This window comes from Delftia deserti (assembly GCF_042653485.1).
GTDB classification, from domain to species: domain Bacteria; phylum Pseudomonadota; class Gammaproteobacteria; order Burkholderiales; family Burkholderiaceae_C; genus Comamonas; species Comamonas acidovorans.
Genome location: NZ_JBHSIH010000001.1, coordinates 6,876,217 through 6,898,959 on the forward strand (window position 1 = coordinate 6,876,217; position 22,743 = coordinate 6,898,959).

Annotated in this window: 24 protein-coding genes and 1 pseudogene; 11 read left to right on the forward strand and 14 right to left on the reverse strand. The window is 67.5% G+C overall.

What is annotated here, in order from left to right:
- Nucleotides 1-12: 12 nt before the first annotated feature.
- Genes ACFPFG_RS32375 through ACFPFG_RS32385 form a run of 3 tightly spaced genes read right to left on the reverse strand, consistent with a single transcriptional unit; the run spans nucleotide 13 to nucleotide 3,428 of the window.
- The gene (locus ACFPFG_RS32375; RefSeq protein WP_096916463.1) at nucleotides 13-882 is read right to left on the reverse strand and encodes a MinD/ParA family protein; all 870 of its coding nucleotides are present in this window, start codon (nucleotides 880-882) and stop codon (nucleotides 13-15) included.
- Nucleotides 869-1,732, reverse strand: coding sequence for a GGDEF domain-containing protein (locus ACFPFG_RS32380; protein WP_225613977.1), 864 nt, complete (start codon nucleotides 1,730-1,732; stop codon nucleotides 869-871). The genes ACFPFG_RS32375 and ACFPFG_RS32380 overlap by 14 nt, the downstream gene beginning before the upstream one ends.
- Nucleotides 1,683-3,428: a SulP family inorganic anion transporter gene (locus ACFPFG_RS32385; protein ID WP_380109990.1), complete on the reverse strand. Its 1,746-nt coding sequence runs from the start codon at nucleotides 3,426-3,428 to the stop codon at nucleotides 1,683-1,685. The genes ACFPFG_RS32380 and ACFPFG_RS32385 overlap by 50 nt, the downstream gene beginning before the upstream one ends.
- Nucleotides 3,429-3,578: 150 nt before the next feature.
- Here ACFPFG_RS32385 and ACFPFG_RS32390 point away from each other — a divergent pair, with 150 nt between their 5' ends.
- The 5 genes from ACFPFG_RS32390 to ACFPFG_RS32410 all read left to right on the forward strand — a co-directional run bounded on the left by ACFPFG_RS32390 (nucleotide 3,579) and on the right by ACFPFG_RS32410 (nucleotide 8,401).
- Nucleotides 3,579-4,049 carry a BON domain-containing protein gene (locus tag ACFPFG_RS32390; protein ID WP_013802176.1) on the forward strand — a complete coding sequence of 157 codons (471 nt, stop codon included), beginning with the start codon at nucleotides 3,579-3,581 and terminating at the stop codon, nucleotides 4,047-4,049.
- A 100-nt stretch (nucleotides 4,050-4,149) separates the two neighbouring features.
- Nucleotides 4,150-5,379, forward strand: a complete 1,230-nt coding sequence (locus tag ACFPFG_RS32395) for a PLP-dependent transferase (protein WP_380109993.1) — start codon at nucleotides 4,150-4,152, stop codon at nucleotides 5,377-5,379.
- Between the two features lie 98 nt (nucleotides 5,380-5,477).
- Complete coding sequence (locus ACFPFG_RS32400; RefSeq protein WP_183021934.1) at nucleotides 5,478-7,229, forward strand: alkaline phosphatase D family protein; 1,752 nt, start codon at nucleotides 5,478-5,480, stop codon at nucleotides 7,227-7,229.
- Nucleotides 7,230-7,341: 112 nt separating this feature from the next.
- The gene (locus ACFPFG_RS32405; RefSeq protein WP_312372054.1) at nucleotides 7,342-8,151 is read left to right on the forward strand and encodes a DUF2189 domain-containing protein; all 810 of its coding nucleotides are present in this window, start codon (nucleotides 7,342-7,344) and stop codon (nucleotides 8,149-8,151) included.
- A 64-nt stretch (nucleotides 8,152-8,215) separates the two neighbouring features.
- The gene (locus tag ACFPFG_RS32410) at nucleotides 8,216-8,401 is read left to right on the forward strand and encodes a hypothetical protein (RefSeq protein ID WP_016451670.1); all 186 of its coding nucleotides are present in this window, start codon (nucleotides 8,216-8,218) and stop codon (nucleotides 8,399-8,401) included.
- Nucleotides 8,402-8,420: 19 nt separating this feature from the next.
- Here ACFPFG_RS32410 and ACFPFG_RS32415 read toward each other — a convergent pair whose 3' ends face one another.
- Nucleotides 8,421-9,086, reverse strand: coding sequence for an arylesterase (locus tag ACFPFG_RS32415; RefSeq protein ID WP_312372051.1), 666 nt, complete (start codon nucleotides 9,084-9,086; stop codon nucleotides 8,421-8,423).
- 16 nt (nucleotides 9,087-9,102) lie between these two features.
- On the opposite strand from ACFPFG_RS32415, the gene ACFPFG_RS32420 reads away from it, so the two are divergent.
- Complete coding sequence (locus tag ACFPFG_RS32420) at nucleotides 9,103-9,813, forward strand: ABC transporter ATP-binding protein (RefSeq protein ID WP_183021938.1); 711 nt, start codon at nucleotides 9,103-9,105, stop codon at nucleotides 9,811-9,813.
- A gap of 24 nt (nucleotides 9,814-9,837) precedes the next feature.
- On the opposite strand, the gene sstT is transcribed toward ACFPFG_RS32420, so the two are convergent.
- Nucleotides 9,838-11,061 carry a serine/threonine transporter SstT gene (gene sstT / locus ACFPFG_RS32425; RefSeq protein ID WP_197956089.1) on the reverse strand — a complete coding sequence of 408 codons (1,224 nt, stop codon included), beginning with the start codon at nucleotides 11,059-11,061 and terminating at the stop codon, nucleotides 9,838-9,840.
- Between the two features lie 217 nt (nucleotides 11,062-11,278).
- On the opposite strand from sstT, the gene rlmB reads away from it, so the two are divergent.
- Nucleotides 11,279-12,070, forward strand: coding sequence for a 23S rRNA (guanosine(2251)-2'-O)-methyltransferase RlmB (gene rlmB, locus ACFPFG_RS32430; protein ID WP_012205857.1), 792 nt, complete (start codon nucleotides 11,279-11,281; stop codon nucleotides 12,068-12,070).
- On the opposite strand, the gene ACFPFG_RS32435 is transcribed toward rlmB, so the two are convergent.
- The 5 genes from ACFPFG_RS32435 to ACFPFG_RS32455 all read right to left on the reverse strand — a co-directional run bounded on the left by ACFPFG_RS32435 (nucleotide 12,067) and on the right by ACFPFG_RS32455 (nucleotide 14,404).
- Nucleotides 12,067-12,468, reverse strand: a complete 402-nt coding sequence (locus tag ACFPFG_RS32435) for a DUF1428 domain-containing protein (RefSeq protein ID WP_183021940.1) — start codon at nucleotides 12,466-12,468, stop codon at nucleotides 12,067-12,069. The genes rlmB and ACFPFG_RS32435 overlap by 4 nt on opposite strands.
- Before the next feature lie 25 nt (nucleotides 12,469-12,493).
- Nucleotides 12,494-12,970 (reverse strand): SRPBCC family protein, encoded by a 477-nt coding sequence (locus tag ACFPFG_RS32440; protein WP_197956090.1) that lies wholly within the window; start codon nucleotides 12,968-12,970, stop codon nucleotides 12,494-12,496.
- An 8-nt stretch (nucleotides 12,971-12,978) separates the two neighbouring features.
- Nucleotides 12,979-13,362, reverse strand: coding sequence for a VOC family protein (locus ACFPFG_RS32445; RefSeq protein WP_013802186.1), 384 nt, complete (start codon nucleotides 13,360-13,362; stop codon nucleotides 12,979-12,981).
- A 47-nt stretch (nucleotides 13,363-13,409) separates the two neighbouring features.
- On the reverse strand, nucleotides 13,410-13,832 hold the full coding sequence (locus tag ACFPFG_RS32450) for a VOC family protein (RefSeq protein WP_034394280.1): 423 nt from the start codon (nucleotides 13,830-13,832) through the stop codon (nucleotides 13,410-13,412).
- 68 nt (nucleotides 13,833-13,900) lie between these two features.
- Nucleotides 13,901-14,404: a VOC family protein gene (locus tag ACFPFG_RS32455; RefSeq protein WP_374617682.1), complete on the reverse strand. Its 504-nt coding sequence runs from the start codon at nucleotides 14,402-14,404 to the stop codon at nucleotides 13,901-13,903.
- Nucleotides 14,405-14,628: 224 nt separating this feature from the next.
- On the opposite strand from ACFPFG_RS32455, the gene ACFPFG_RS32460 reads away from it, so the two are divergent.
- The gene (locus ACFPFG_RS32460; protein WP_183021943.1) at nucleotides 14,629-15,267 is read left to right on the forward strand and encodes a TetR/AcrR family transcriptional regulator; all 639 of its coding nucleotides are present in this window, start codon (nucleotides 14,629-14,631) and stop codon (nucleotides 15,265-15,267) included.
- A 56-nt stretch (nucleotides 15,268-15,323) separates the two neighbouring features.
- On the forward strand, nucleotides 15,324-16,103 hold the full coding sequence (locus ACFPFG_RS32465) for an SIR2 family NAD-dependent protein deacylase (RefSeq protein ID WP_232245780.1): 780 nt from the start codon (nucleotides 15,324-15,326) through the stop codon (nucleotides 16,101-16,103).
- A gap of 44 nt (nucleotides 16,104-16,147) precedes the next feature.
- On the opposite strand, the gene ACFPFG_RS32470 is transcribed toward ACFPFG_RS32465, so the two are convergent.
- Genes ACFPFG_RS32470 through ACFPFG_RS32480 form a run of 3 tightly spaced genes read right to left on the reverse strand, consistent with a single transcriptional unit; the run spans nucleotide 16,148 to nucleotide 18,391 of the window.
- Nucleotides 16,148-17,128 carry an aldo/keto reductase gene (locus ACFPFG_RS32470; RefSeq protein ID WP_380109998.1) on the reverse strand — a complete coding sequence of 327 codons (981 nt, stop codon included), beginning with the start codon at nucleotides 17,126-17,128 and terminating at the stop codon, nucleotides 16,148-16,150.
- Between the two features lie 46 nt (nucleotides 17,129-17,174).
- On the reverse strand, nucleotides 17,175-17,783 hold the full coding sequence (locus ACFPFG_RS32475; RefSeq protein ID WP_183021945.1) for a chromate transporter: 609 nt from the start codon (nucleotides 17,781-17,783) through the stop codon (nucleotides 17,175-17,177).
- Nucleotides 17,780-18,391 carry a chromate transporter gene (locus ACFPFG_RS32480; protein ID WP_183021946.1) on the reverse strand — a complete coding sequence of 204 codons (612 nt, stop codon included), beginning with the start codon at nucleotides 18,389-18,391 and terminating at the stop codon, nucleotides 17,780-17,782. Before ACFPFG_RS32480 ends, ACFPFG_RS32475 begins: the two co-directional genes overlap by 4 nt.
- Nucleotides 18,392-18,678: 287 nt before the next feature.
- Here ACFPFG_RS32480 and ACFPFG_RS32485 point away from each other — a divergent pair, with 287 nt between their 5' ends.
- Nucleotides 18,679-20,499: an ABC transporter ATP-binding protein/permease gene (locus tag ACFPFG_RS32485; RefSeq protein WP_197956094.1), complete on the forward strand. Its 1,821-nt coding sequence runs from the start codon at nucleotides 18,679-18,681 to the stop codon at nucleotides 20,497-20,499.
- Between the two features lie 28 nt (nucleotides 20,500-20,527).
- Here ACFPFG_RS32485 and ACFPFG_RS32490 read toward each other — a convergent pair whose 3' ends face one another.
- Nucleotides 20,528-21,952, reverse strand: coding sequence for a dihydrolipoyl dehydrogenase (locus ACFPFG_RS32490; RefSeq protein ID WP_312372027.1), 1,425 nt, complete (start codon nucleotides 21,950-21,952; stop codon nucleotides 20,528-20,530).
- Between the two features lie 171 nt (nucleotides 21,953-22,123).
- Between ACFPFG_RS32490 and ACFPFG_RS32495 the strand changes: the two are divergent.
- Nucleotides 22,124-22,726 (forward strand): annotated as a pseudogene (locus ACFPFG_RS32495) (peptidase dimerization domain-containing protein); the annotation flags it as partial.
- Nucleotides 22,727-22,743 lie beyond the last annotated feature (17 nt).

The window sequence follows — 22,743 nt, forward strand, 5'->3', positions numbered from 1 at the left end:
GGGGCGGCCCTATCAGCCGCCCGACACCAGCAGGGCCTTGATTTTATTGGCCAGCTGGGCCACTGCCAGCGAAGCCGGTGCACCGGGCATGGACTGCAGCAGCAACTGGCGGCGCATCACGGCCTCGCGCACGGCCGGGTCGGAGGGAATGTCGCCCAGGTGCGTGAGTCGCAATGGCTCGCCGGAGGCCGTGCTGACAAAGCGGTTGAGCACCTGCTGCAGCTGGCCCGTGATGGCGCGGCCATCTCCGGGGCGTGCCGCCTGGTTGATGGCCAGGCGGATCTGCTGGCGCTTTTGCTGGATGGCCAGCACCTTGATGGCCGCATAGGCATCGGTCAGCGAGGTGGGCTCGGGGGTGGCGATGACCAGCACCTCGGTAGCCATGGACACGGAGAACAGCACCACGTCCGAGATGCCTGCGCCGGTGTCCAGCAGCACGATGTCGTAGCGCGGGGCCAGTGTCTCGATGGTGTGCGTGAACTGCTGGCGGATCTCGGGCGTGAGCCGCGAGTACTCGATCATCCCGGAGCCGGCCAGCAGCACCGAGTAGCCACCGGGCGCGGGCAGGATGGCTTCCTCCAGCGAGGAGCGGCCGGTGAATACATCGTGCAGCGTGACCTTGGGGTAGAGGTTGAGCACCACATCCAGGTTGGCCAGACCCAGGTCGGCGTCAAGCACCAGGACCTTGAGGCCATGGCGTGTCAGCGCTGCGGCCAGATTGGCCGAAACGAAGGTCTTGCCCACGCCGCCCTTGCCGCTGGTCACGGCGATGATGTGTCCGCGCGGCTTGGCGCGCACGGCATCGCTCATCGGAACGGCAGCGGGCAGGGAGGGGTGGGGAATGGCGTTGTCGCTTACCACCTGGCTATCAGCGGAGTCCATCTTCGGGGTCCACATCGGTTGCAATATCTGGATTCAGCCCATTGTCAAACGGGGACGGGGCATACAAAGGTCCGAAAAGCAGGCTTTTTTCCTCCGCGCTTACCGTACTGTCAGGTTGTTCTTCAATGTGCACGCGGTTGCGGCCGGCAGACTTGGCCAGGTACAACTGTTTGTCGGCACGCTCGGTCCACAAGGTTGTGGTGCTGCGTATCCACTGCAGCGCATAGGCGCCGCCGATGCTGATGGTGATCTGCAGTGTCAGCGTGGGTGAGATGACGACCGGCATGCGCTCGATGGCGCTGCGTATGCGTTCGGCCACGGAGACACCGAAGGTCGCAGGGCAGGCGGGCAGCACGATGGCGAATTCTTCTCCTCCGTAGCGGGCCAGCGTGTCCATGGGGCGCACGCAATTGGTCAGGGTACGGGCCACCGACTGCAGAACCCGGTCGCCCACGATATGGCCGTGCTGGTCGTTGATCTGCTTGAAATGGTCGATGTCCAGCATCAGCATCAGGGCCGCTTCGCCAGACCGCGCCACGCGGTCGATCTCGCGCTCGGCAATGGTGCGGAAATGGCGGCGGTTGGCCAGCCCCGTGAGCGGGTCGCGCAGCGACAGCGAGCACAGTTCATCGATCAGCGCCTGCAGATATCGCGTCGGCGAATCCGTGGGCAGATGGACCGCCCCACCAGCGTGGGTAACCAGCGCGTGGGCTGTGGCCAGGCGCAGGTCGCGCAGGTATACGGATTGGTGGGATGCGGGGGCAGTCACGGAGGGCTGAATGAAAAGCCAGTGAAGTGTATCAGTGTGTAGGCTCGATTGTCGCCGCGCCGGCATCGACTTTTGCGCCATCGGTGGTAACAGATGTTGATCCTGGTGCAGGCACGAACGGCGGCAGGGCAAGGGAGGCGAGGAATTCCGCATCGGTGCGGTACAGCCGAAGGTGGGGTCCGCGGTGCAGGGCGCCCGCCCGCAGCAGCACCTGCTCGGCCGGCAGCTTCAGGCCCACCACATGCAGCACGCCGCTGCGCTTGGCCGCCAGCAGTTGCAGGCGCACGAAGGTTTCCACGCCCGTCACGTCGATGCGGTTGATGGGCTGGGCCAGCAGGCACAGATGGTGTGTCTCCGGGCGCAGCGCCCATTCGTCACCGATGCGGCGCTCCAGGGCCGAGGCCGAGCCGAAGTCCAGCTCGGCATCCATGCGCAGGGCCAGCAGGCCCGGCGCCAGTGGCGGCAGTTGCCAGAGGTTGCGGTCGCGCAGGCTGCCGTCGGGATGCTGGCCCACCTCGATGATGCGCGGATGCAGGCGCTGGTAGAGGAAGTAGCCCAGGCTCAGCACAATGCCCGCGAACACGCCCCAGTACATGCGCGGCGCCGTGACGATGGTCAGCAGCAGCGTGGCCAGCGCAATGCTGCCCTCCACGCGCGACACCTTGAACAACTGCAGCAGCACGCGCGGCTTGACCAGGTTGACCACGGCCGTGATCACGATGGCCGCCAGCGCCGCCTTGGGCACGTGGTACAGCGCCGGGATGAACCACAGCACCACGATGACCACCAGCAGGATGGAGAATACGTTGGACCAGCCTGTCTTGGCTCCGGCCAGCAGGTTCACGGCCGAGCGCGAGAACGAGGCGCTGGTGGCAAAGCTGCCGAACAGGCCCGCACTGATCTTGGACAGGCCCTGGGCGATCAGGTCCTGGTTCTCGTTCCAGCGCGTGCCGGCCTGCTGGTGCTCCACCTGGGCGCTGGAGGCCGTCTCCAGAAAGCTCACCAGCGAGATCACCAGCACCGGCATCACCAGGGCGCCGAACTCGTCCCAGCTCAGCAATCCCGGCAGTTGGAAGCTGGGCAGGCCTGCCGGCAGGTGGCCGACCACGGCGCCACCGTCATCGGCAAAGTCCGTGGCCCAGCTGATCACGCCGGTCAGCGCAATGATGAAGATGGCCGAGGGAAAGGCCGCGCGCCAGCGCTTGGCCAGCACCAGCAGCGCAATGCTGGCAATGCCGTAGAGGATGGACTGCCAGTCGAAAAGCTGCAGCGAAGGCGTGTTCCAGACCGCGCTCCAGGTCGAACGCAGTCCCAGCAGGGTGGGCAACTGCGAGGCCAGGATCAGCAGCGCTGCGGCCTGTGTGAAACCCGTGAGCACGGGCGAGGTCACCAGATTGAGCAGCCAGCCGGCGCGTATCAGGCCCAGCGACCACTGCACCAGGCCCGAAAGAATCGCCATCCAGGCGGCCAGGGCCACCCAGTGCGCGGAGCCGGGTTCGGCCAGGCCCGTGAGGGAGGCGCCGATCAACAGGGCACTCAAGGCCGTGGGCCCCACACCCAGCCGCGGCGAGCCGCTGAACATCACGGCCACCAGGGCAGGGACGATGGAGGCGTAAATGCCGGTGATCAACGGCATGCCGGCAAGCGCCGCATAGGCCACGCCCTGGGGCAGAAGCATCAGACCAACGGTGAGACCTGCCCAGAACTCCCCGCGCAGCACGGCTGCCGAAGGTCTGGGCCATGCCAGGAAGGGAAACCAGCGCGCCAGGGAATGCATGGCCGCTATTGTCATGCTAACTGGATGGTGCCGGGATGTTCGGGCTTGTCCTACAGGCGCTTGCGTCGGCGTCGTATGGGTTTGTCCCAGGGCCATAAATAAAGTCGAGGCCTGTGTTGACCGCCTCACAACTATTCAAGGAGTAACCGCATGACTTTCATCACCCAACGCTGCTGCCACATCCTCGCCGTGTCCGCCCTGGCCTTCGGCCTCGCCGCATGCGGCAAGACCGAAGACACTGCCGGCCAGAAGCTCGACTCCGCCGTCCAGCAGTCCCAGCAGGCCGCGCAAAGCGCAGGCCAGAAGATCGACAACGCCATGAGCAGCGCCGGCACCAAGATCGAGGAAGGCGCGATGAAGGCCGAAACGGCCACCAACAACGCCATGAGCCAGGCAGGTGCCGCGCTCGACGATGCAGGCATCACCGCCCAGATCAAGGCCGACCTGATCAAGGAACCCGATATCTCCGCCCTCAAGATCGACGTGGACACCAAGGCCGGCGCCGTCACGCTGACCGGCTCGGTGCCCAGCGATGCGCTCAAGATGCGCGCCGGCGACATTGCCAAGGCCGTCAAGGGCGTGAACAACGTCAGCAACATGCTGGAGATCAAGGCCAGCTGATCGCAGCTACCGGCTTTGCTCCCCCAATGAAAACCAGGCGCTCTGTCCGCCTGGTTTTTTTATGCCTGAACGCCGTGGCCCAGCGCATAAGATGCGCTGCATGAGTACACCCGACCTGCAGATCAGCACCCATCTCATCCACCATCCCTACCAGCCGCCCGAAGGCTTTGTCGCGCCGCAGCCGCCGGTGCACAAGGCCTCGACGGTGATCTTCGAGAACGTGGCGGCCATGCGCCGCCGCCAGTGGCTGGACAAGAGCAGCTACACCTACGGCCTGCACGGCACGCCCACCACCTTCTTGCTGGAAGAGCGCCTGAGTGCGCTGGAAGGCGGCCTGCAGTGCCTGCTGGTGCCCAGCGGCCTGGCGGCCATCGCCACCACCTCCCTGGCCCTGCTGCGCACCGGCGACGAGATGCTGCTGCCCGACAACGCCTACGGTCCCAACAAGACCCTGAGCGAGGGCGAGCTGGCCCATTTCGGTGTGCGCCACCAGTGCTACGACGCCCTGGATGTTGCCGACCTCGAAGCCAAGATCACGCCCAAGACGCGTTTGGTCTGGCTGGAGGCGCCGGGCTCGGTGACCATGGAGTTCCCTGACCTCATCGCCATGGTGCGCCTGTGCCGCGCGCGCGGCATCACCACCGTGCTGGACAACACCTGGGGCGCGGGCCTGGCCTTCAATCCCTTCGACCTGCTGGGCGACGGCTCGCACAGTCTGGGCGTGGACGCCACCGTCCACGCGCTCACCAAGTACCCCAGCGGCGGCGGCGATGTGCTCATGGGCAGCATCATCACGCGCGACCAGGCGCTGCACATGCGCATCAAGCTGGCCCATATGCGCCTGGGCCTGGGCGTGGGCGGCAACGACACCGAGGCCGTGCTGCGATCGCTGCCCAGCATCGCACTGCGCTACCACGCACAGGACCGCGCCGCGCGCGAGCTGGCGCGCTGGCTGCAGCAGCAGCCGGCCGTGGTCCAGGTGCTGCATCCCGCGCTCGAGGGCGCTCCGGGCCACGAGAACTGGAAGGCCCTGTGCGGCGCAGCCGGCGGCGGCGAGGGCGTGGCGGCCGGCCTGTTCAGCGTGGTCATCGACCCGCGCCACGGCCAACAGGCCGTGGACCGCTTCTGCGACAGCCTGCGCCTGTTCAAGATCGGCTACAGCTGGGGCGGCCCCATCAGCCTGGTCGTGCCCTATGAGCTGCCGTCCATGCGCAGCTGCCCCACGCCCCAGCTACGCAGCGGCACCGTGGTGCGCTTTGCCATCGGCCTGGAGGCCGTGCAGGACCTGCGTGCCGACCTGGAGCAGGCCTTGGCCGCCGCGTTCGCATAGTTGAGCGCCAGGCGCCGGTGACATGCGCCTGTCACCGGCAGCACCGATGCTCGTTGGCTTCATACCATCCCACGGGGGCCTCCAGGCCCTGGTCCAGCATGAAGCACAAAGAGAGCATCACCAATATCCTGCAGCACGCGAAGACCGCGTCCGATGGGTCCGGCATCGTGGCCAGCCGCCGCCATTTCGTGCGCGGCATGGGCGTCTCGGCGCTGGCCTTGCCACTGGCCGGCTGCGGCGGCTCCGATGGCGACAGCAGCATTCCCGTCGAGTTCCGCCACGGCGTGGCCAGCGGCGACCCGTTGAGCGACCGCGTCATCCTCTGGACCCGCGTGACGCCGCCCCAGGGCCATTCCAGCGACATCGAGGTGGAGTGGGAGCTGGCCTCGGACGCCGACTTCAAGACCATCGTGACCTCGGGCAAGGCCATGGCGCGCGCCACCCAGGACTTCACCTTCAAGGCCGACGCCACGGGCCTCAAGCCCGCCACGCGCTACCACTACCGCTTTCGCTGCCAGGGCATGACCAGCGCCACGGGCCGCACGCGCACCCTGCCCGTGGGCGCGGTGCAGCAGGTCAAGCTGGCCGTGTTCTCCTGTGCCAACTACCCGGCCGGCTACTTCAATGTCTACGCGCATGCGGCGCGCCAGGGCGACCTGGATGCCACCGTGCACCTGGGCGACTACATCTATGAATACGCACGCGGAGGCTATGCCAATGGCAAGGCCGAAGCCATGCAGCGCCAGAGCCTGCCTGCCAACGAAATCGTCAGCCTGGCCGACTACCGCCAGCGCCATGCCCAGTACAAGAGCGATGCCGACCTGCAGGCCCTGCATGCGGCGGCGCCCATGATCGCCGTCTGGGACGACCACGAAATCTCCAACGACACATGGATGCACGGCGCCGAAAACCACCAGCCGGCCACCGAGGGCGATTTCGAACTGCGCAAGGTAGCGGCGCTCAAGGCCTACCACGAGTGGATGCCCACGCGCAACGCGCAGCCCGAGATCATCTACCGCAGCTTCGCCTTCGGCGACCTGCTGGCGCTGCACATGCTGGACACGCGTGTCATCGGCCGCGACGAACAGCTGGACTATGCCGACTACTTCACCGCCCAGGGCCTGGACGCGGCACGCTTCACCTCCGACATGGCCAATCCTGCGCGCCAGCTCATGGGCGCCACCCAGACCCAGTGGCTGGGCCAGCAACTGGCGGCCTCCCAGGCCACCTGGCAGGTGCTGGGCCAGCAGGTGCTGATGGGGCGCATGGAGCTGCCGGCCCCCTTGCTGATGGACATCCTCAGCCCCGGCAGTGGTGTCTCGCTGCCGGCCTACGCGGCGCTGCTGGCCAAGGCGCAGGCCAACCCGGCCAGCCTGACGGCGGCGGAAAAGGCCATCCTGGCCCAGCCCAGCATTCCCTACAACCTCGATGCATGGGACGGCTACGCCGTGGCACGCGAGACCGTGCTGGCCACGGCGCGCAGCCTGGGCAGGAACCTGGTCGTGCTGGCGGGCGACACCCACAATGCCTGGGCCAGCGAACTGCGTGACCGCAGCGGGCAGGCCGTGGGCGTGGAGTTCGCCACCTCGTCCGTCAGCTCGCCGGGTTTCGAGGAATACCTGTCGGGCCAGGACCCGGCCCAGCTGCGTGGCGCACTGCTGCAATTCATCTCCACGCTCAAGTACTGCGATACCTCGCGCCGTGGCTACATGATCGTCACGGCCACGCCGCAGGCCTGCCAGGCCGAGTGGATCTACGTGGACACCGTGTTCAGCCGCCAGTACCAGGCTGTGCGCGATGCGGCCTGGAAGGTGCTGCCCGGCCAGCCGGGCAAGCTGGTCCAGGCCTGAGTGCAGACTGGGGTACAGACCTGGGGGTCTGGGCGGGCCTCGGTAGTTTCCGCCATGGCAGCAGTGCCATGGCTGCGATAACTTTGGACCCGCTGATCCAGGAGGTCCAGGCATGCAGGCATCCCCCGCTCGCGAGAAAGCTTCCGACAACCCGGCCGGCACGCTGCAGGTGCAGCTGCTGCGCATGGGCGACCCCTGGCACTGGCTGGCCCTGGGCTGGCGCGATCTGCGGCGTGCGCCCGGCGTGGCGCTGTTCTACGGCCTGTGCTTCTGGGCCATGGCCCTGCTGATCGGCTGGGTGTTCCGCGCCAGCCCGGAATACAGCATGGCCATGGCCAGCGGCTGCCTGCTCATCGGCCCCTTCCTGGCCATGGGCCTGTACGACACCAGCCGCAGGCTGGAGCGGGGCTTGCCGCCCCAACTGAGCAGCTCGCTGACCTGCTGGGACACGCAGATGGGCAGCATGGGCATGCTGGTCATGGTGCTGCTGGTGCTGGAGATGCTCTGGGCGCGCGCCTCCATGGTGGTCTTTGCCGTGTTCTTCGATACCGGCATGCCCACCACGGCCGGCATGCTGCAGGCCGTGGCGCGGCCCGAGAACTGGGAATTCCTGGCCATCTACCTGCTGGTTGGCGGCGCATTCGCGGCCCTGGTGTTCGCCAGCATGGTGGTGGCGCTGCCGGCCATGCTGGATCGGGGCAGCGACGCGCTCACGGCCTGCATCACGAGCATGCGCGTGGTCGGCCTGAACCTGGTCGTCATGCTGCAGTGGGCCGCGATCATCACCGTGCTGGTGGCGGTTGCCCTGTGGTGGTACGGCGCGGGCCTGCTGCTGGTGGGGCCTTTGCTGGGCTGTGCCAGTTGGCATGCATACCGCTGCAGCGTGGGCGATTCCGCCGTGCCTGCGTCCACCATATCCTGAGGTTTTCCTGGCATGCCCCGTCTTGCGGCTACAGTGGGGCTTGCAACAACAGAGGAGTCCACCTGTGGCGACACCCAATTACGCCTATGAAAAACGCCAGCGCGAACTGGCCAAGAAGCAGAAGAAGCTAGAGAAGGAGAAGGCCAAGGCCGAAAAAAGACCCGACGACCATGAGGGCGGCGGCTCAGAAGGTAATGCGCAGGCATCTCCTGCAGCAGCCCGTCCCGGCGAGGAAGGCCGCGGCAGCTGACACCCTGCCTGCCCTGAGCTCAGGGCAGCAGCCGGCTGAGCTGGGGCCAGACGTTGTCCAGCATGCGCGGCTGGGCCTTGGCCGTGGGGTGGATGCGGTCGGCCTGGAACCACTGGGCCGAATCGGCCGCGTCACCGATGCCGGCCAGCAGGAAGGGCACCAGCGGCACCTTCTGCTCCTGCGCCACCTTGGCAAACAACTGCTCGAACTGGCGCGTATAGCCGTTGCCATAGTTGGGCGGCACCTGCATGCCCACCAGCAGCACCTTGGCTCCGGCATCCCGGGCTGCGCGCACCATGGCGTCCAGATTGCCCTGCGTGCTTTGCAGCGGCAGACCCCGCAGCGCATCGTTGCCACCCAATTCGATCACCACCACCGATGGCTTGTGCTGCTTGAGCAAGGCAGGCAGGCGAGAGCGGCCGCCCGAGGTGGTCTCGCCGCTCACGCTGGCATTGACCAGCGGCACATTCTTTTGGCTCTCCTGCAGGCGCTTTTGCAGCAGTGCCACCCATCCCGTGCCACGGGCCAGCCCGTACTCGGCACTCAGCGAGTCGCCCAGCACCAGCAGCGGGCCCGCCTCGGCTGCCCACGTGGACGTGGCCGTCCAAGTACCCAGCAGGCCGAAGGCCAAGCCGGCCGATATAAAGTGGCGGCGTCGGCGCATTGCGCGCAGCTTGTCTTGCATCGTCTTCCCATCCTCCATGTCACAAAGCACTGCCCAGCCCCTGATCGAAGTCGAGCATGTCTTCAAGTCGGTCAGCGATTCGACCGGAACACTGGATATTCTGCGGGATATCGATCTGCGTTTTGCCGCAAGGGAAACCGTGGCCATCGTCGGTGCCTCGGGCTCGGGCAAAAGCACGCTGCTGTCCATTCTTGCCGGCCTGGATACGCCCACGCGCGGCACGGTGCGGCTGCAGGGCCAGGACATGTTCGCGCTGGATGAGGATGCACGCGCCGCCGTGCGCGCGCAAAAGCTGGGCTTTGTGTTCCAGAGCTTCCAGCTGCTGGGCAATCTGACGGCGCTGGAGAACGTGATGCTGCCGCTGGAGCTGGCGGGAAGCCGCGAGGCCCGCCGCCGCGCCACCGAGATGCTGGAGCGCGTGGGCCTGGGCCAGCGCCTGGGCCACTATCCCAAGCTGCTGTCGGGCGGCGAGCAGCAGCGCGTGGCGCTGGCCCGTGCCTTCGTGGTCGAGCCCGCCGTGCTGCTGGCCGACGAGCCCACGGGCAGCCTGGACTTTGCGACCGGCGAAACCATCATGGAGCTGATGTTCGCGCTCAACCGCGAGCGCGGGACCACCCTGGTCATGGTCACCCATGACCGCGCCATTGCTGCGCGCTGCGAGCGTCGCGTGACCATCGAGGCCGGCCGCGTCGCCCGCATCGAAGAGGGACAGGCGCTGGCGGCCTGATCGGACGCCGGCATGGGGTGAAGCTCAGGCCGCCACGGCCTCACGGCGCCCGGCTGCCTCGCAGGCAGCTGCCGTGAATATCACGTCGGTCGAGGAGTTCAGCGCGGTTTCGGCCGAGTCCTGGATCACGCCGATGACAAAGCCCACGCCCACCACCTGCATGGCCAGATCGTTGGAGATGCCGAACAGGCTGCAGGCCAGCGGAATCAGCAGCAACGAGCCGCCGGCCACACCCGAGGCGCCGCAGGCGCACACTGCGGACACCACGCACAGCAAGATGGCGGTCAGCAGATCGACCTCGATGCCCAGCGTATGGGCCGCAGCCAGCGAGAGCACGCTGATGGTGACGGCGGCGCCGGCCATGTTGATGGTCGCGCCCAGCGGGATGGAGACGCTGTAGGTGTCCTCATCCAGGCCCAGGCGCTTGGCCAGCGCCAGGTTCACGGGGATGTTGGCGGCCGAGCTGCGGGTGAAGAAGGCCGTCACCGCGCTCTCGCGCAGGCAGGTCAGCACCAGCGGATAGGGGTTGCGGCGCGTCTGCGTCCAGACGATGAGCGGGTTCACCACCAGGGCCACGAAGAGCATGCAGCCCAGCAGCACGGCCAGCAGGTGCGCGTAGTCCAGCAGCTTTTCCAGGCCCGACTGGGCAAAGGTGCCGGCCACCAGGCCGAAGATGCCCAGCGGCGCCAGACGGATCACGCCCTGGATCACGCGGGTGATGGCCTGGCCCAGGTCCTGCATCACGGTGCGCGTGGACTCCGAGGCATGGCGCAGGGCCATGCCCATGGCCAGTGCCCAGGCGAGGATGCCGATGTAGTTGGCATTCATCAGCGCACGCACGGGGTTGTCGAAGGCGCTTTGCACCAGGGCCATCAGCACTTCGCCAATGCGCCCGGGCGCGCCCTGGGCCGGGGCGGCATCCTTGAACTGGATGGTGGAAGGGAAGGCCATGCTGGCCGCCACGGCGACCACGGCCGCCGCAAAGGTGCCCAGCACATACAGCCACAGGATGGGGCGGATCTGCGTGGCCTGGCCAGGCCGGTGGTTGCTGGTGGCCGAGACCACCAGCAGCAGCACCAGCACGGGCGCCACGGCCTTGAGGGCGGAGATGAACAGCGTGCCCAGCAGGGACACGGACCGGGCGGCCTCGGGCCAGAGCCAGGCCAGCAGGCCGCCAGCGACCAGGCTGATGGCGATCTGGCCGACCAGACTGGTGCGGGCAAGCCGGGCGAAGAGGGCTTTGAGCATGATGGTTGGCAAAGAAAAGGAAAAAACCCAAGCGATGGAAAAATGCAAAGCGGCATGCCCGTGGCTACGGTGCATGCCGCAATGTGCAGGGCTGCTGGAAGGCGGCCAAGCCGCGCAGTGTAGCGGCTACGTAAAAACCACAGGAGCCGTTGCGCGCAGACGGGCTTCGCAAGGCGGGGGCCGGGGCACCGCTCAATTGGCGGGATAATTGCGCCCCATGTCGTCCCCCAAAGTTCTCTTCGGCTTCCACGCCGTCGGCGTGCGCATGAAGACCGCGCCCCAATCCATCATCGAGGTCTACTACGAGGCCACGCGCCGCGATGCGCGCATGCGCCAGTTCCTCGACCGCGCCAAGTCGGCCGGCGTCCGGCTGATCGAGGCCGACGGCGAACGCCTTGCCAAGCTGGCCGGCAGCCATGGCCACCAGGGCGTGGCCGCTCGCGTGGAGGCGGTGGCCCAGGTGCATTCGCTGGACGAATTGCTGGAGCAGCTGGAGGCAGACGGCATCAGCAAGCCGCTGCTGCTGGTGCTGGACGGCGTGACCGATCCGCACAACCTGGGGGCCTGCCTGCGCGTGGCCGATGGCGCCGGCGCCCATGCGGTGATTGCGCCCAAGGACCATGCGGTGGGCGTGAACGCCACCGTGGCCAAGGTGGCCAGCGGCGCGGCCGAGACCGTGCCCTATTTCATGGTCACCAACCTGGCGCGCACGCTCAATGAGCTCAAGGAGCGCGACATCTGGATCATCGGCACCAGCGACGATGCGCCCAAGACCCTGTACGAGGTGGACCTCACGGGCCCCACCGCCCTGGTGCTGGGCGCCGAAGGCGACGGCATGCGCCAGCTCACGCGCAAGACCTGCGACGAGCTGATCGGCATCCCCATGATGGGCGCCGTCTCCAGCCTCAACGTGTCCGTGGCCAGCGGCGTGTGCCTGTACGAAGCGCTGCGCCAGCGCGGCCAGGGCACCACGCCTGCCGTGTCTGCCGCCCCGGCTGACCAGATCTAGGCCGGCGCGCCGCTGGCGCCCGCACTTGCACCCTCGCCCGTGCCCAGTTCCACCACGCTCTCGAAGCCGCCCCAGAACATGCGCTTGGCGTCGAAGGGCATGGTGGCCGGGTCCATGGAGGCAATGCGCGGGTCCTTCATGACGGCGGCATTGATGCGGTCGCGCTCCGCGCGCGACGCATAGATGATCCATGAGAAGAACACGATCTCGCCTTCCTTGAGCTGCACGGCCTGGGGAAACGAGGTCAGCTTGCCCATGGGCACGTCATCGCCCGCGCATTCCCAGTACTGCAGCGCGCCGTATTCCATCCATACCTGGCCGGCGGCATGCGCCACCTCGCGGTAGGCCTGCAGGTTGGCCCGGGGCACGGGCAGTACGAATCCGTCGATGTAGTGCATGGCTCTCTCCTGGTGAAATCCGGCTTCAGAGCCGGGTCGCGAGTTCGGCCAGCTGGTCCGTGCACTGGCCCCAGCCGGTGTGAAAACCCATGGCTTCATGCCGGGCGCGGTCGGCAGCGCTCCAATGGCGCACCCGGGCGGTATAGCGGGTCTGGCCGCCTTCGGGGTCGAAACTGACGATGCCCGTCATGAAGGGCTTGTCGGCAGGCACCCAGCCTTGGGTGAAGGCGTCGGTGAAGACCAGGCGGCGGTTGGGAATGACTTCCAGGTAGACGCCGCTGCCGGGCATCTCCTGGCCTTCAGGGCTGCGCATGACGATGAGGCTGTGGCCGCCGGGCCGCACATCGTTGTCCACGCGGGCCACGCTCCAGGGGCTGGGCGCAAACCATTGCTGGATCAGCGCGGGTTCGGTCCAGCAGCGGTAGAGCCTGTCGGCGGGAATGTCCAGCAGGCGCGTGAGCACCAGGTCGTTGGCGTGATCGGGAAGGTCTTGTGCTGTCATGGCGCTCCTCATTGCATGGAATGCAGGCCGATTCGGTTGCCCTCGGTGTCCACCACGACGGCGCAGTGCCCGTGGGGGCCTATGGAGAATTTGGCCTGCTCGATGCGCCCGCCTGCGGCCTCGACGCGGCCCTGTTCGATGGCGCAGTCCTCGCAGCCGAAATAGACCAGGGTGCCGCCGCCGCCGGAAGGTGCGCCGTCCATCCGCACCAGCATTCCGCCCGCGCCGGGGCCTGTCATGTCCATCGGAAAGGACAGCATCTCCTGGCTGTCGGAGCCATCTGGCGCCGGCAGATGCTCCAGCTTGCCCTGGAAGACGGTTTCATAGAACCGGCGCGCACGCGCCATGTCCTGCACATGGATCTCGAACCAGACGACGGGATTGGCGTTCATGAAGACTCCTTCTTGGGTGACAGAGGCAATGTGTCGGCCGGCCTTGTTCAGGCCTCGCCCTTGACGTTGACCATCCAGGGTGTGTTGAAGCGGTCCGTCACCATGCCAAAGCCCGGCGACCAGAACGTGGCCTGGAAGGGCATGGTCACCTTGCCGCCTTCGGCCAGCGCGTTGAAGATGCGGCCGCCTTCGGTGGCATCGTCCACGCCGATCGAGATCCACATGCCCTGGGCCTGCTGGTAGCCTCCGCCACCGCAGTTGTCGGTGGCGTCCGAGGCCATCAGCGCCTGGTCCTTGATCTGCAGGTGGGCATGCATGATGAGCCCCTTGGCGGAATCGGGCATCTGCTCCATGCCCGGTGTCTCGCCGAAGGTGCTCTGGTGCACGATGGTGCCGCCGAACAGCCTGGCGTAGAAGGCAAAGGCCTCGGCGCAGTTGCCGTTGAAGTTCAGATAGGGGATGAATTGCATGGAACGCTCCTGAAGCGGATGGTGGCGAGGAGAGGGGGAGAGGAGTGGGAGGATGGGCGCAGGAGGCCTCAGTGGCCGTCATGCGCTCGCTCAAGAGCGGCGATGTCCAGCTTTTGCATGCCCAGCAGGGCCTGCATCACGCGCTGGGCGGCGGCCATGTCGGGGCCCCCCATCCAGCCCGCCATCTGGGCCGGGACGATTTGCCACGACAGGCCATGGCGGTCCTTGAGCCAGCCGCATTGACGCGCCGCCGGGTCGCCGCCCTCGGACAGGGCGCCCCAGTAGTGGTCTATCTCGTCCTGCGTATCGCAACTGACCATCAGCGAGACGGCCTCGTTGAAGCGGAACATCGGGCCGCCGTTGAGCGCCAGAAAGGGCTGGCCGTCCAGCTCGAATTGCACTGTCATCACGCTGCCGGCCGGCCTGCCGTGGATGTCGTGGCCGGCTTCGCCATAGCGGGCAATGGCCGTGATGCGGGAATCGGGAAAGACTTCCGTATAGAAGCGCGCCGCCTGCTCGCCCTGGTTGTCAAACCAGAGGCAGGGCTGGATGCGGCCGGTGTGCAAAGCCATGCTTGTCTCCTTGGTGACGGTGAAAACCGCTTTTTGCCGTTCGATGCCGGCTTTTTATCGATTTCTGCCCGGCGTGTGTACGCCGTTCACATATGCTAGGGACTAAAATGGACGCTGTCCACATCAGGTGCTGTCAGCTTCGGTGTCAAGCTGTAAATCGGCGGGGCAGGGCTGTCGTCCCTTGCGTTTGACGTGGTCATGCAGAAAAAAAAGGAACCAAAACAGTGACGCAGCGACGTGTCAGGCGTGAGTCATACCACCACGGCGACCTGCGCCAGGCCCTTGTCGAGGCTGGCCTGGCGCTGGCGCGTGAAGGTGGTCCCCAGGCCATCGTGCTGCGCGAGGCCACGCGGCGGGCGGGCGTGGCGCCGAATGCGGCCTATCGTCACTTTGCCAATCGCCAGGCCTTGTTTGACGCGGTGCGCGCTGCCGCGCTGGGCGCGCTGGCCGTGGCCATCGAGGCCGAAATGGCCCAGGCCCGTGCCTTGCCCGATGCGCTGCTGCGCTCGCGCGCCTTGCTGGCCGCCGTGGGCCGGGGCTACTTGGGCTTTGCCCAGACGGAGACCGGCTGGTTCCGCACGGCCTTTGCCTCCGTCGAGTACGACGTGGACCTGCCGCCCGACAACACGCGTGCGGCGGCCATGGGCCTGAACCCGTTCGAGCTGCTGGGCTACGCGCTGGACAGCATGGCCGAGGCCGGCGTGCTGCCGCCCGAGCGCCGGCCCCAGGCCGAGTTCCTGGCCTGGTCGGCCGTGCATGGCATGGCCTTGCTGGTGATCGATGGCCCGCTGCGCCGTGCCACGCCCGAGCAGCGGCGGGCGCTGGCGCTGCGCCTGCTGGAGATGGTGGAAAAAGGCATTTGATGCACCCTGGTGCGGCACTGCCGCACAATGGCCTGCTTTTTTTCCTTCGCCCTCCGATGCCCGACGAACCTTCCCCCACTGCGCTGCCTTCTACCGCTACTGAACTGCCCGGCCAGGGCGAGCTGCGCGAGCGCATTGCAGGTGCAGCGCACATGGCCGTGCTCACGGGCGCAGGCGTCAGTGCCGAATCCGGCGTGCCCACGTTCCGCGATGACAAGAACAGCTACTGGGCACAGTTCAACCCGCAGGACATGGCCAGCGAGGCGGGCTTTCGCGCCCACCCACGGCGCGTGTGGCAGTGGTATGCGCACCGGCGCGAGGCCGTGGCGGCAGTGCAGCCCAATGCAGGCCACCATGCGCTGGCGCAGTGGGCCTTGCAGCGCCCGGGCCGCATGACCCTGGTCACGCAGAACGTGGATGGCCTGCACCAGCGCGCGGGCAGCCCCGGCGTGCTGTGCCTGCATGGCGAGTTGATGCGCGACCGCTGGCTGGAGCGGCCCCGCGCCTGCTGCGACCTGGCCGGGCAGAACCCTGGCGAGCCTCCGCAATGCCCTGTTTGCGGCAACCTGGTGCGCCCGGGCGTGGTCTGGTTCGGCGAGTCCCTGCCCATGGGCGTATGGCAGGCCGCCGAGGCTGCCGTGCAGCGCTGCGATGTGCTGCTGGTGGTCGGCACTTCGGGCGCCGTGTATCCGGCCGCGGGGCTGGCTCGGATCGCGCGCCAGGCCGGCGCGCACGTGGCCGTCATCAACCCGGCACCTTCCGAGCTGGATGACGCAGCGCACCAGTGCCTGCGCGGCCCATCGGCCCGGATCCTGCCCGCGCTGCTGGCGGGCTGAGAGGCCCCGGGCCAGGGCGGGCAGGCTGCCCTGGCCTGCGCAGGTCAGTCCCTTGCGCCTTCTTCCTGACTGGCCTGGTTGAGTTCTGCCACGTCCTGGGCCGACAGCTGCAGGCGCGTGGCCTGCACCAGTTGCTGCAACTGGGCCAGCGAGGTCGCGCTTGCTATGGGCGAGGTCACAAACGGGCGCTGCATCTGCCAGGCCAGGGCCACGCACGCGGGCTGGCTGTCCAGGCGCGCGGCCACGGCGTCCAGGGCTTGCACAATGCGCAGGCCGCGTGGATTCAGGTAGGTGGCCACGGTCTTGCCACCGCGCGCACTCTTGGCTGCGTCTTCGCTGCTGCGGTACTTGCCTGTCAGAAAACCCGCCGCCAGCGCATAGAAGTTGATGATGCCCACCTGCTCGGCCTCGCACAGCGGCGCCAGATCGCGCTCCAGCACGGCGCGGTCGTACAGGTTGTACAGCGGCTGCAGGCTTTCGTAGCGCGGCAGGCCCAACTCGGCGCTGGTGCGCAGGGCCTCGGCCAGGCGCGGCGCGCTGTGGTTGGAGGCGCCGATGGCCCGCACCTTGCCTGCGGCGATCAGGTCGGCAAAGGCGCCCAGGGTATCGGCCAGCGGCACGCTGGCGTCGTCGTCATGCGACTGGTACAGGTCGATGTAGTCCGTCTGCAGGCGCTGCAGCGAGGCATCCACGGCCTGGTGGATGTACTCGGGGCGCAGGCCCACCCGGCCCCCGCCCATGTCCTTGCCGACCTTGGTGGCCAGCACGATGTCGGCGCGCCGTCCGCTGCGCCTGAGCCATTTGCCGATCACGGACTCGGACTCGCCGCCCGCGTGGCCCGGCGCCCAGCGCGAGTACACGTCGGCCGTGTCGATGAAGTTCATGCCGGCATCCAGCCAGGCGTCGAGCAGCGAAAACGAGGTGGCCTCGTCCACGGTCCAGCCGAAGACATTGCCGCCAAAGCACAGCGGCGAGACCTGCAGGCCGCTGCGGCCAAGGGGACGAAGGGAAGGGGCTTGCGCCATGTACGGCTCCTTTTGACGAAAAAACCAGGGTAGTCCTCAGGACCTCTCAGATCCAGCCCAGCGCACCCAGCAACGCGCCCGCGCCCAGCAGCCACAGCAGGTGGATGCGCGTGCGCCACACCAGCAGGGCGCAGGCCAGGGTCAGCAGCCACAGGCGCCAGTCCTGGGCGGGGCGGCCGCTGGCGCTGCCCAGCAGCCAGCCCGTGGCCAGCAGCAGCCCGATGACCAGCGGCCCCATGCCCTGCTTGAAGGCACGCACGCCGCGCCGGTTCTTGTTGCGCTGGCCCCAGCGCGAGGCCTGCCAGGCCAGCAGGGAGCTGGGCAGCAGGATGCCGACCATGCAAATGGTCACGCCCAGCGCGCCAAAGGCCCATGCCAGCGGCCCGGTGCCCCCACCCGCATTCAGGCCCAGGTTCCAGCCCAGCAGGGCGATGAACAGCACATTGGGCCCGGGCGCTGCCTGGGCGATGGCGATGGAACTGCTGAACTGCGCCTCGCTGAGCCAGCCGTGGCCATCGACCAGGAAGCGGTGCATGTCGGGCGCCGTGGCAATGGCGCCGCCCACGGCCATCAGCGACAGCGTCAGGAAATACAGCAGCAACTGCAGCCAGTCGGCGGGCTGCAGGTTCAGGGCGATCTGGTGGGCGGCGTTCATGGGGCGAGCTTTCTCCAGGTCAGCACGCAGCCGGCACCGCCGACCACCAGCAGCACCCAGGCCAGCGGCACGCGCAGCACGGCCATGGCAATGAACGAGGCCAGCGCCAGGGCCGCGCTGCACCAGCGCCCCAGCGGGTGGCGGCTCAGCGTGCTGGTCAGCTTCAGCCCCATGCCCGCCACCAGGCCAGCCGCGACGGCGCCCATGCCGCGCAGCGCCCCGGCCATGGCGGGGTGGCCGGCCAGCTGCGAATAGATCACGGTCAGCGTCAGCACCAGCAGCATGGGAAAGCACAGCATCCCGCACACGGCGACCACGGCGCCACGCCAGCCGAAGTAGCGCTCGCCAATGGTGATGGACAGGTTGACCACATTGGGCCCGGGCATGATCTGGGCCACGGCCCAGTCCTCCACGAACTCGTCGTTGGTCAGCCAGCGCTTTTTCTCGACCAGCTCGCGCTGCACCACGGCCAGCACGCCGCCAAAGCCCTGCAGGGCCAGCCAGGTGAAGGACCAGAACAGGTCGCGCAGGTTGGCGGGGGCAGGGCGCTGGGCAGGCGCATCGGCGGTGTCGTGTGGCGGGGAAGCCGGTGGCGGCGATGCGGGCATGTTCTGGCTTGTGTCTGGGCCGCCCGGGGCAGGGCCCGGGGACGGCATCGCTGTTGTCATGGGGTGGAACCGTGCGGGCCGATCCTGTCTCCGTGCGTGCCGCAGGGGCGGCACGCACGGCATATTAATCCTGCGCAGTGGCCTTGTCGGCAGCGGCCCCATCGGCAACGGCGATGGGGGCATTGCAAGCGCAGATGGCTTGCCGCCTGCGCGTGCCATGCCCTGTCCGCCGGCGTGCCTGAACAGGAGTAGATTCTTCCCACCCACAAAAACCAAGGATCTCCGACATGGACATGGATTGGAGCAAGGCGCTGCAGGAAAGCCTGGCCTGGCTGGCGGCTGCCTCAGTGATCACCGTCGTGGCCTTCGCGGCCGTGGCGCTGCTGTTGGTTCGATGCACGCGCTGGGGAAAGCAGTTCTGGCAGCTGGCCGGCCCGTTCCTGCACCCCAGAAACAGCTGGTGGCCGCTTCTGGTGTTCACCCTGCTGCTGGTGCTGGCCTTGATCTCGGTGCGCATGAACGTGCTGTTCTCCTATTGGTACAACGGCTTCTACAGCGCGCTGCAGGAGCTGGACCAGAAAGGCTTCTGGCGATTCCTGGGCATCTTCGCGGTGCTGGCCACCATCCATGTGATGCGCGAGCTGTTCAACTACTACGTGAACCAGGCGTTCCGCATCCGCTGGCGGGTCTGGCTCAATGAGCGCGTGACCACCGACTGGATGCGCGGCGATGCCTACTACCGCAGCCATTTCCTGGACGAGCCGGTGGACAACCCCGACCAGCGCATCGAGCTGGATGTGAACACCTTTGTCTCGAACTCGCTGACCCTGGCGCTGGGTGCCGTCAGCGCCGTCGTCTCGCTGGTGGCCTTCACGGGCATTCTCTGGGGGCTGTCCGCGCCCATTGCCGTGGCGGGCGTGGAGGTTCCGCGGGCCATGGTCTTTGCGGTCTACATCTATGTGATCATCGCCACGCTGATCGCCTTTCGCCTGGGCCAGCCGCTGATCCGGCTGAACTTCCTGAACGAGAGGCTGACCGCCAACTTCCGCTACGCCCTGGTGCGCGTGCGCGAATACGCGGAGAACATCGCCTTCTACCAGGGTGCGGGCATCGAGCGCAACACGCTTTTGACGCGCTTCTCTGCATTGATCGCCAATGTCTGGGCCCTGGTCTACCGCAGCCTGAAGTTCGACGGCTTCAACCTCACCGTCAACCAGGTAGCCGTGGTCTTTCCATTTTTGCTGCAGGCACCGCGCTTTTTCAGCGGTGCCATCAAGCTCGGCGACGTCATGCAGACCTCGCAGGCCTTTGGCCAGGTGCAGGATGCGCTGTCCTTCTTCCGCACCTCCTACGACACCTTTGCCCAGTACCGCGCTGCCCTGGACCGCCTGTGCGGCTTTCTGGATGCCAATGCCCAGACCCGCGAACTGCCCCAGGTGGTCCACCGGGAGCAGCCCGGCGCCCTGGACATCGAGGGCCTGCAGGTCAGCCGCCCGGACGGCCACCACCTGCTCAACGGCCTGCAACTGACGCTCCTGCCCGGCCAGGCGCTGCTGATCAAGGGCCCCTCGGGCAGCGGCAAGACCACCTTGCTGCGGTCCATTGCCGGCCTGTGGCCGCACGCCGAAGGCACGGTGGGCCGCCCGGGCGGCCACCAGGCGCTGTTCCTGTCGCAGCGCCCGTATCTGCCGCTGGGCGACCTGCGCACGGCCATTGCCTATCCCATGGACGCCTCGCCGAAGGACGACGGCCGCCTTCAGCAGGCGCTGCGTCAGGTCAGCCTGGCCCATCTGGCCGACAAGCTCGATGTCAACCAGGACTGGTCCCGCATCCTGTCGATTGGCGAGCAGCAGCGCCTGGCCTTTGCCCGCGTGCTGTTCAACCGGCCCGCCATCGTCTTTCTCGATGAATCCACCTCGGCCATGGATGAGGGCCTGGAGCATGCGCTGTACACGCTGCTGCGCGAGCAGATGCGCTCGACCATGCTGGTGAGCGTGGGCCACCGCAGCACGCTGGCGGGTTTCCATACCCACGCGCTGGCGGTCGATGGCAATGGCGGGTGGGCGCTGTCGGAAGGAAGTGCACCGCAAAGCGCGCCTCGGGCTTGATCCGCGTGCGGCCCTGTGCCGCGCGCGATCAATCATCCATGGGCAAGGGGTCGCAGTTGCCCAGGTCGGACGGCGGCTGCTCGGGCAACTGGCGTACCGCATCGCGCAGGGCGGTGCGCAGGCCCTCTTCGAGCACGGGGTGGTAGAAGGGCGCACGCAGCAACTCGTGCAAGGTCAGCTGCTGCTGCACGGCCAGGGCCAGCAGATGGGCCAGATGCTCGCCGCCCGGCGCGCACATTTCCGCGCCCAGCAGCAGGCCGCTGGCCGGGTCCGCATAGACATGGAGGAGGCCTGCGTTGCGCTGCGCAGCGCGTGCACGCCCCTGGTGTGCAAAATCCACCCGGCCCACCACGAAGTCCTGCCCCAGCAGCGCCTTCATGGGCTGGCCCACGACGGCCGCGTTGGGCGAGCTGAAGACGATGGACAGCGGCGCGCGCCGCTCAAAGCAGGCCAGGTTCTCTGCCATGGCGTTGGTGCCGGCGATATGGCCTTCGTCCACGGCCTCGTGCAGCAAGGGGCGGTCGCCGTTGGCGTCGCCAGCCAGGAACAGCGGCAGCTCGCCGACCTGCAGCGTCTCCCGGCTCACGGGCGGCTGGCCGTGCTCGTCCAGTTCAAGGCCCAGCGTCTCCAGGCCCAGGCCTTCGAGCTGCGGGCGCCGGCCCAGGGCCGCCACCACATGGTCCACGACGATGCGGGCGTCGCCCGCACGCACGACGATGCTGCCTTCCGGGCCCTTGCTCAACTGCACTTCATGGTCGGTGATCACCCTCATCTCTTTCTCAAGCAGATGCCGCAATGCGTCGGTGACATTGGGGTCGGACAGGCCGGCAAGCTTCGGGCCCCGTCCCAGGGCCGTGACTTGCAGGCCCAGCCGTGCCAGCGCCTGGGCCATCTCCACGCCCAGAGGGCCCAGGCCGACGACGGCCACGCGCGGGCCAAGGGTCTTGCGCTCGAACAAGGTATCGGTGGTCAGGATGCGCTTGCCAAAGCGCTTCCATTCATCGGGCACCACGGGAGCGGAGCCCGGCGCCAGGATGAGCTTGCGCGCGGCCAGCACCTTGCCGTTGACCTCGATGCGATTGGCCGCCAGCAGCCGGGCACGCCCGTCAACGGCCCGCCAGCCCAGGCCCTCCGTGGCCTCGATCGTGCTCGCCACGAACTCGTCGCGCAGCTTGCGCACGCGGCGCAGCACGGCGGGCAGGTCCGGCTGCAGTCCGCTCGCGCCGCGTATGCCGAAGGCCTCGAAGTGATGGCGGGCATGGAAGGCGTTGGCCGCCTCGATCAGCAACTTGGACGGCATGCAGCCTACCCGCGCGCAGGTCGTGCCCCAGGGGCCGTCGTTGACGATGGCGAAATGCTCAGTGTGCTTGCGCACCTCGCGCAGAGCCGACAGTCCGGCCGAGCCGGCGCCGACGATGATGACGTCCAGAGCGGTGGTGGGTGGGTTTTTCATGCGGTCATTCCTTTGATCGCGGTCCCCTGAAGGGCGCCGTTTCCATGCCCGGCCTAGTCTGCATTTGCCCGCTGCGGGTGTGCGTAGGTCAATCCCCGAAATCGCCGGCCCGCCGTCCGCAGCGTTTGCACCAGGTCGCAGCGGGTGACTCGCGCCTCCCATCGACTCTTCCATCAGCCCCCGCAAGGTGGCCAGCGCCGGTGCCTCGCTGCGCTGGCGCAGCGTGACCAGGCCGAGGCGCGCTACGCCAAGCTCACCCTCACCGGCGTGGGAGGGCACGGTGCCATGCCGCACGGCAGAACCCATCGTGGCGGCCGCCAGCATCGTCGTGGCCTTGCAGGCCATCGGTTCGCGCAACATGGATCCGCTGCAATGGGCGGTGGTGACCGTGGGAGCCATCCACGCAGGCAGGGCCGACAACGTGATTGCCCACAGTGCCGTGCTGGAGTTGAGCGTGCGTGCGTCGGATGCCGCCGTGCGCAGGCGGCTGTAGCAGCGCATTCGCGATCTGGCGAGTGTGCAGGCCGAGGGCTTCGGCGCGCAGGCGCAACTCGACTGGCCGCCCGGCTATGCCGTGTTGTTCAGCACGCCCAGGGAGACGGACTTCGCGCGCCAGATCGCGCTGGAGCTGCTGGGTCCGTAACATGTCACGCTGCAGGCGCAATGGCGAGGCAAGCGAGCAAGGCGCCTGCATGGTGCAGAACCCGGGCTTATGACTTCAACGACGACAACATCGTCGTGGGCGCCGCCCATTGGGTGCCGCTGGCTGGTTGAACTGCTTCAGCTCGGCG

Excerpts from the sequence above, each read along its gene's own strand:
- ACFPFG_RS32480 (WP_183021946.1), bottom strand. The coding sequence starts at position 18,391 with ATGCCCGCATCGCCGCCACCGGCTTCCCCGCCACACGACACCGCCGAT.
- ACFPFG_RS32450 (WP_034394280.1), bottom strand. The coding sequence starts at position 13,832 with ATGCAATTCATCCCCTATCTGAACTTCAACGGCAACTGCGCCGAGGCC.
- ACFPFG_RS32485 (WP_197956094.1), top strand. The coding sequence starts at position 18,679 with ATGGACATGGATTGGAGCAAGGCGCTGCAGGAAAGCCTGGCCTGGCTG.
- ACFPFG_RS32415 (WP_312372051.1), bottom strand. The coding sequence starts at position 9,086 with ATGCAAGACAAGCTGCGCGCAATGCGCCGACGCCGCCACTTTATATCG.
- ACFPFG_RS32390 (WP_013802176.1), top strand. The coding sequence starts at position 3,579 with ATGACTTTCATCACCCAACGCTGCTGCCACATCCTCGCCGTGTCCGCC.
- ACFPFG_RS32405 (WP_312372054.1), top strand. The coding sequence starts at position 7,342 with ATGCAGGCATCCCCCGCTCGCGAGAAAGCTTCCGACAACCCGGCCGGC.
- ACFPFG_RS32440 (WP_197956090.1), bottom strand. The coding sequence starts at position 12,970 with ATGACAGCACAAGACCTTCCCGATCACGCCAACGACCTGGTGCTCACG.
- rlmB (WP_012205857.1), top strand. The coding sequence starts at position 11,279 with ATGTCGTCCCCCAAAGTTCTCTTCGGCTTCCACGCCGTCGGCGTGCGC.
- ACFPFG_RS32420 (WP_183021938.1), top strand. The coding sequence starts at position 9,103 with ATGTCACAAAGCACTGCCCAGCCCCTGATCGAAGTCGAGCATGTCTTC.
- ACFPFG_RS32395 (WP_380109993.1), top strand. The coding sequence starts at position 4,150 with ATGAGTACACCCGACCTGCAGATCAGCACCCATCTCATCCACCATCCC.
- ACFPFG_RS32385 (WP_380109990.1), bottom strand. The coding sequence starts at position 3,428 with ATGCATTCCCTGGCGCGCTGGTTTCCCTTCCTGGCATGGCCCAGACCT.
- ACFPFG_RS32475 (WP_183021945.1), bottom strand. The coding sequence starts at position 17,783 with ATGAACGCCGCCCACCAGATCGCCCTGAACCTGCAGCCCGCCGACTGG.
- ACFPFG_RS32375 (WP_096916463.1), bottom strand. The coding sequence starts at position 882 with ATGGACTCCGCTGATAGCCAGGTGGTAAGCGACAACGCCATTCCCCAC.
- ACFPFG_RS32455 (WP_374617682.1), bottom strand. The coding sequence starts at position 14,404 with ATGGCTTTGCACACCGGCCGCATCCAGCCCTGCCTCTGGTTTGACAAC.
- ACFPFG_RS32490 (WP_312372027.1), bottom strand. The coding sequence starts at position 21,952 with ATGAAAAACCCACCCACCACCGCTCTGGACGTCATCATCGTCGGCGCC.
- ACFPFG_RS32445 (WP_013802186.1), bottom strand. The coding sequence starts at position 13,362 with ATGAACGCCAATCCCGTCGTCTGGTTCGAGATCCATGTGCAGGACATG.
- ACFPFG_RS32470 (WP_380109998.1), bottom strand. The coding sequence starts at position 17,128 with ATGGCGCAAGCCCCTTCCCTTCGTCCCCTTGGCCGCAGCGGCCTGCAG.
- ACFPFG_RS32435 (WP_183021940.1), bottom strand. The coding sequence starts at position 12,468 with ATGCACTACATCGACGGATTCGTACTGCCCGTGCCCCGGGCCAACCTG.
- ACFPFG_RS32465 (WP_232245780.1), top strand. The coding sequence starts at position 15,324 with ATGCCCGACGAACCTTCCCCCACTGCGCTGCCTTCTACCGCTACTGAA.
- ACFPFG_RS32400 (WP_183021934.1), top strand. The coding sequence starts at position 5,478 with ATGAAGCACAAAGAGAGCATCACCAATATCCTGCAGCACGCGAAGACC.
- sstT (WP_197956089.1), bottom strand. The coding sequence starts at position 11,061 with ATGCTCAAAGCCCTCTTCGCCCGGCTTGCCCGCACCAGTCTGGTCGGC.
- ACFPFG_RS32380 (WP_225613977.1), bottom strand. The coding sequence starts at position 1,732 with ATGGCGCAAAAGTCGATGCCGGCGCGGCGACAATCGAGCCTACACACT.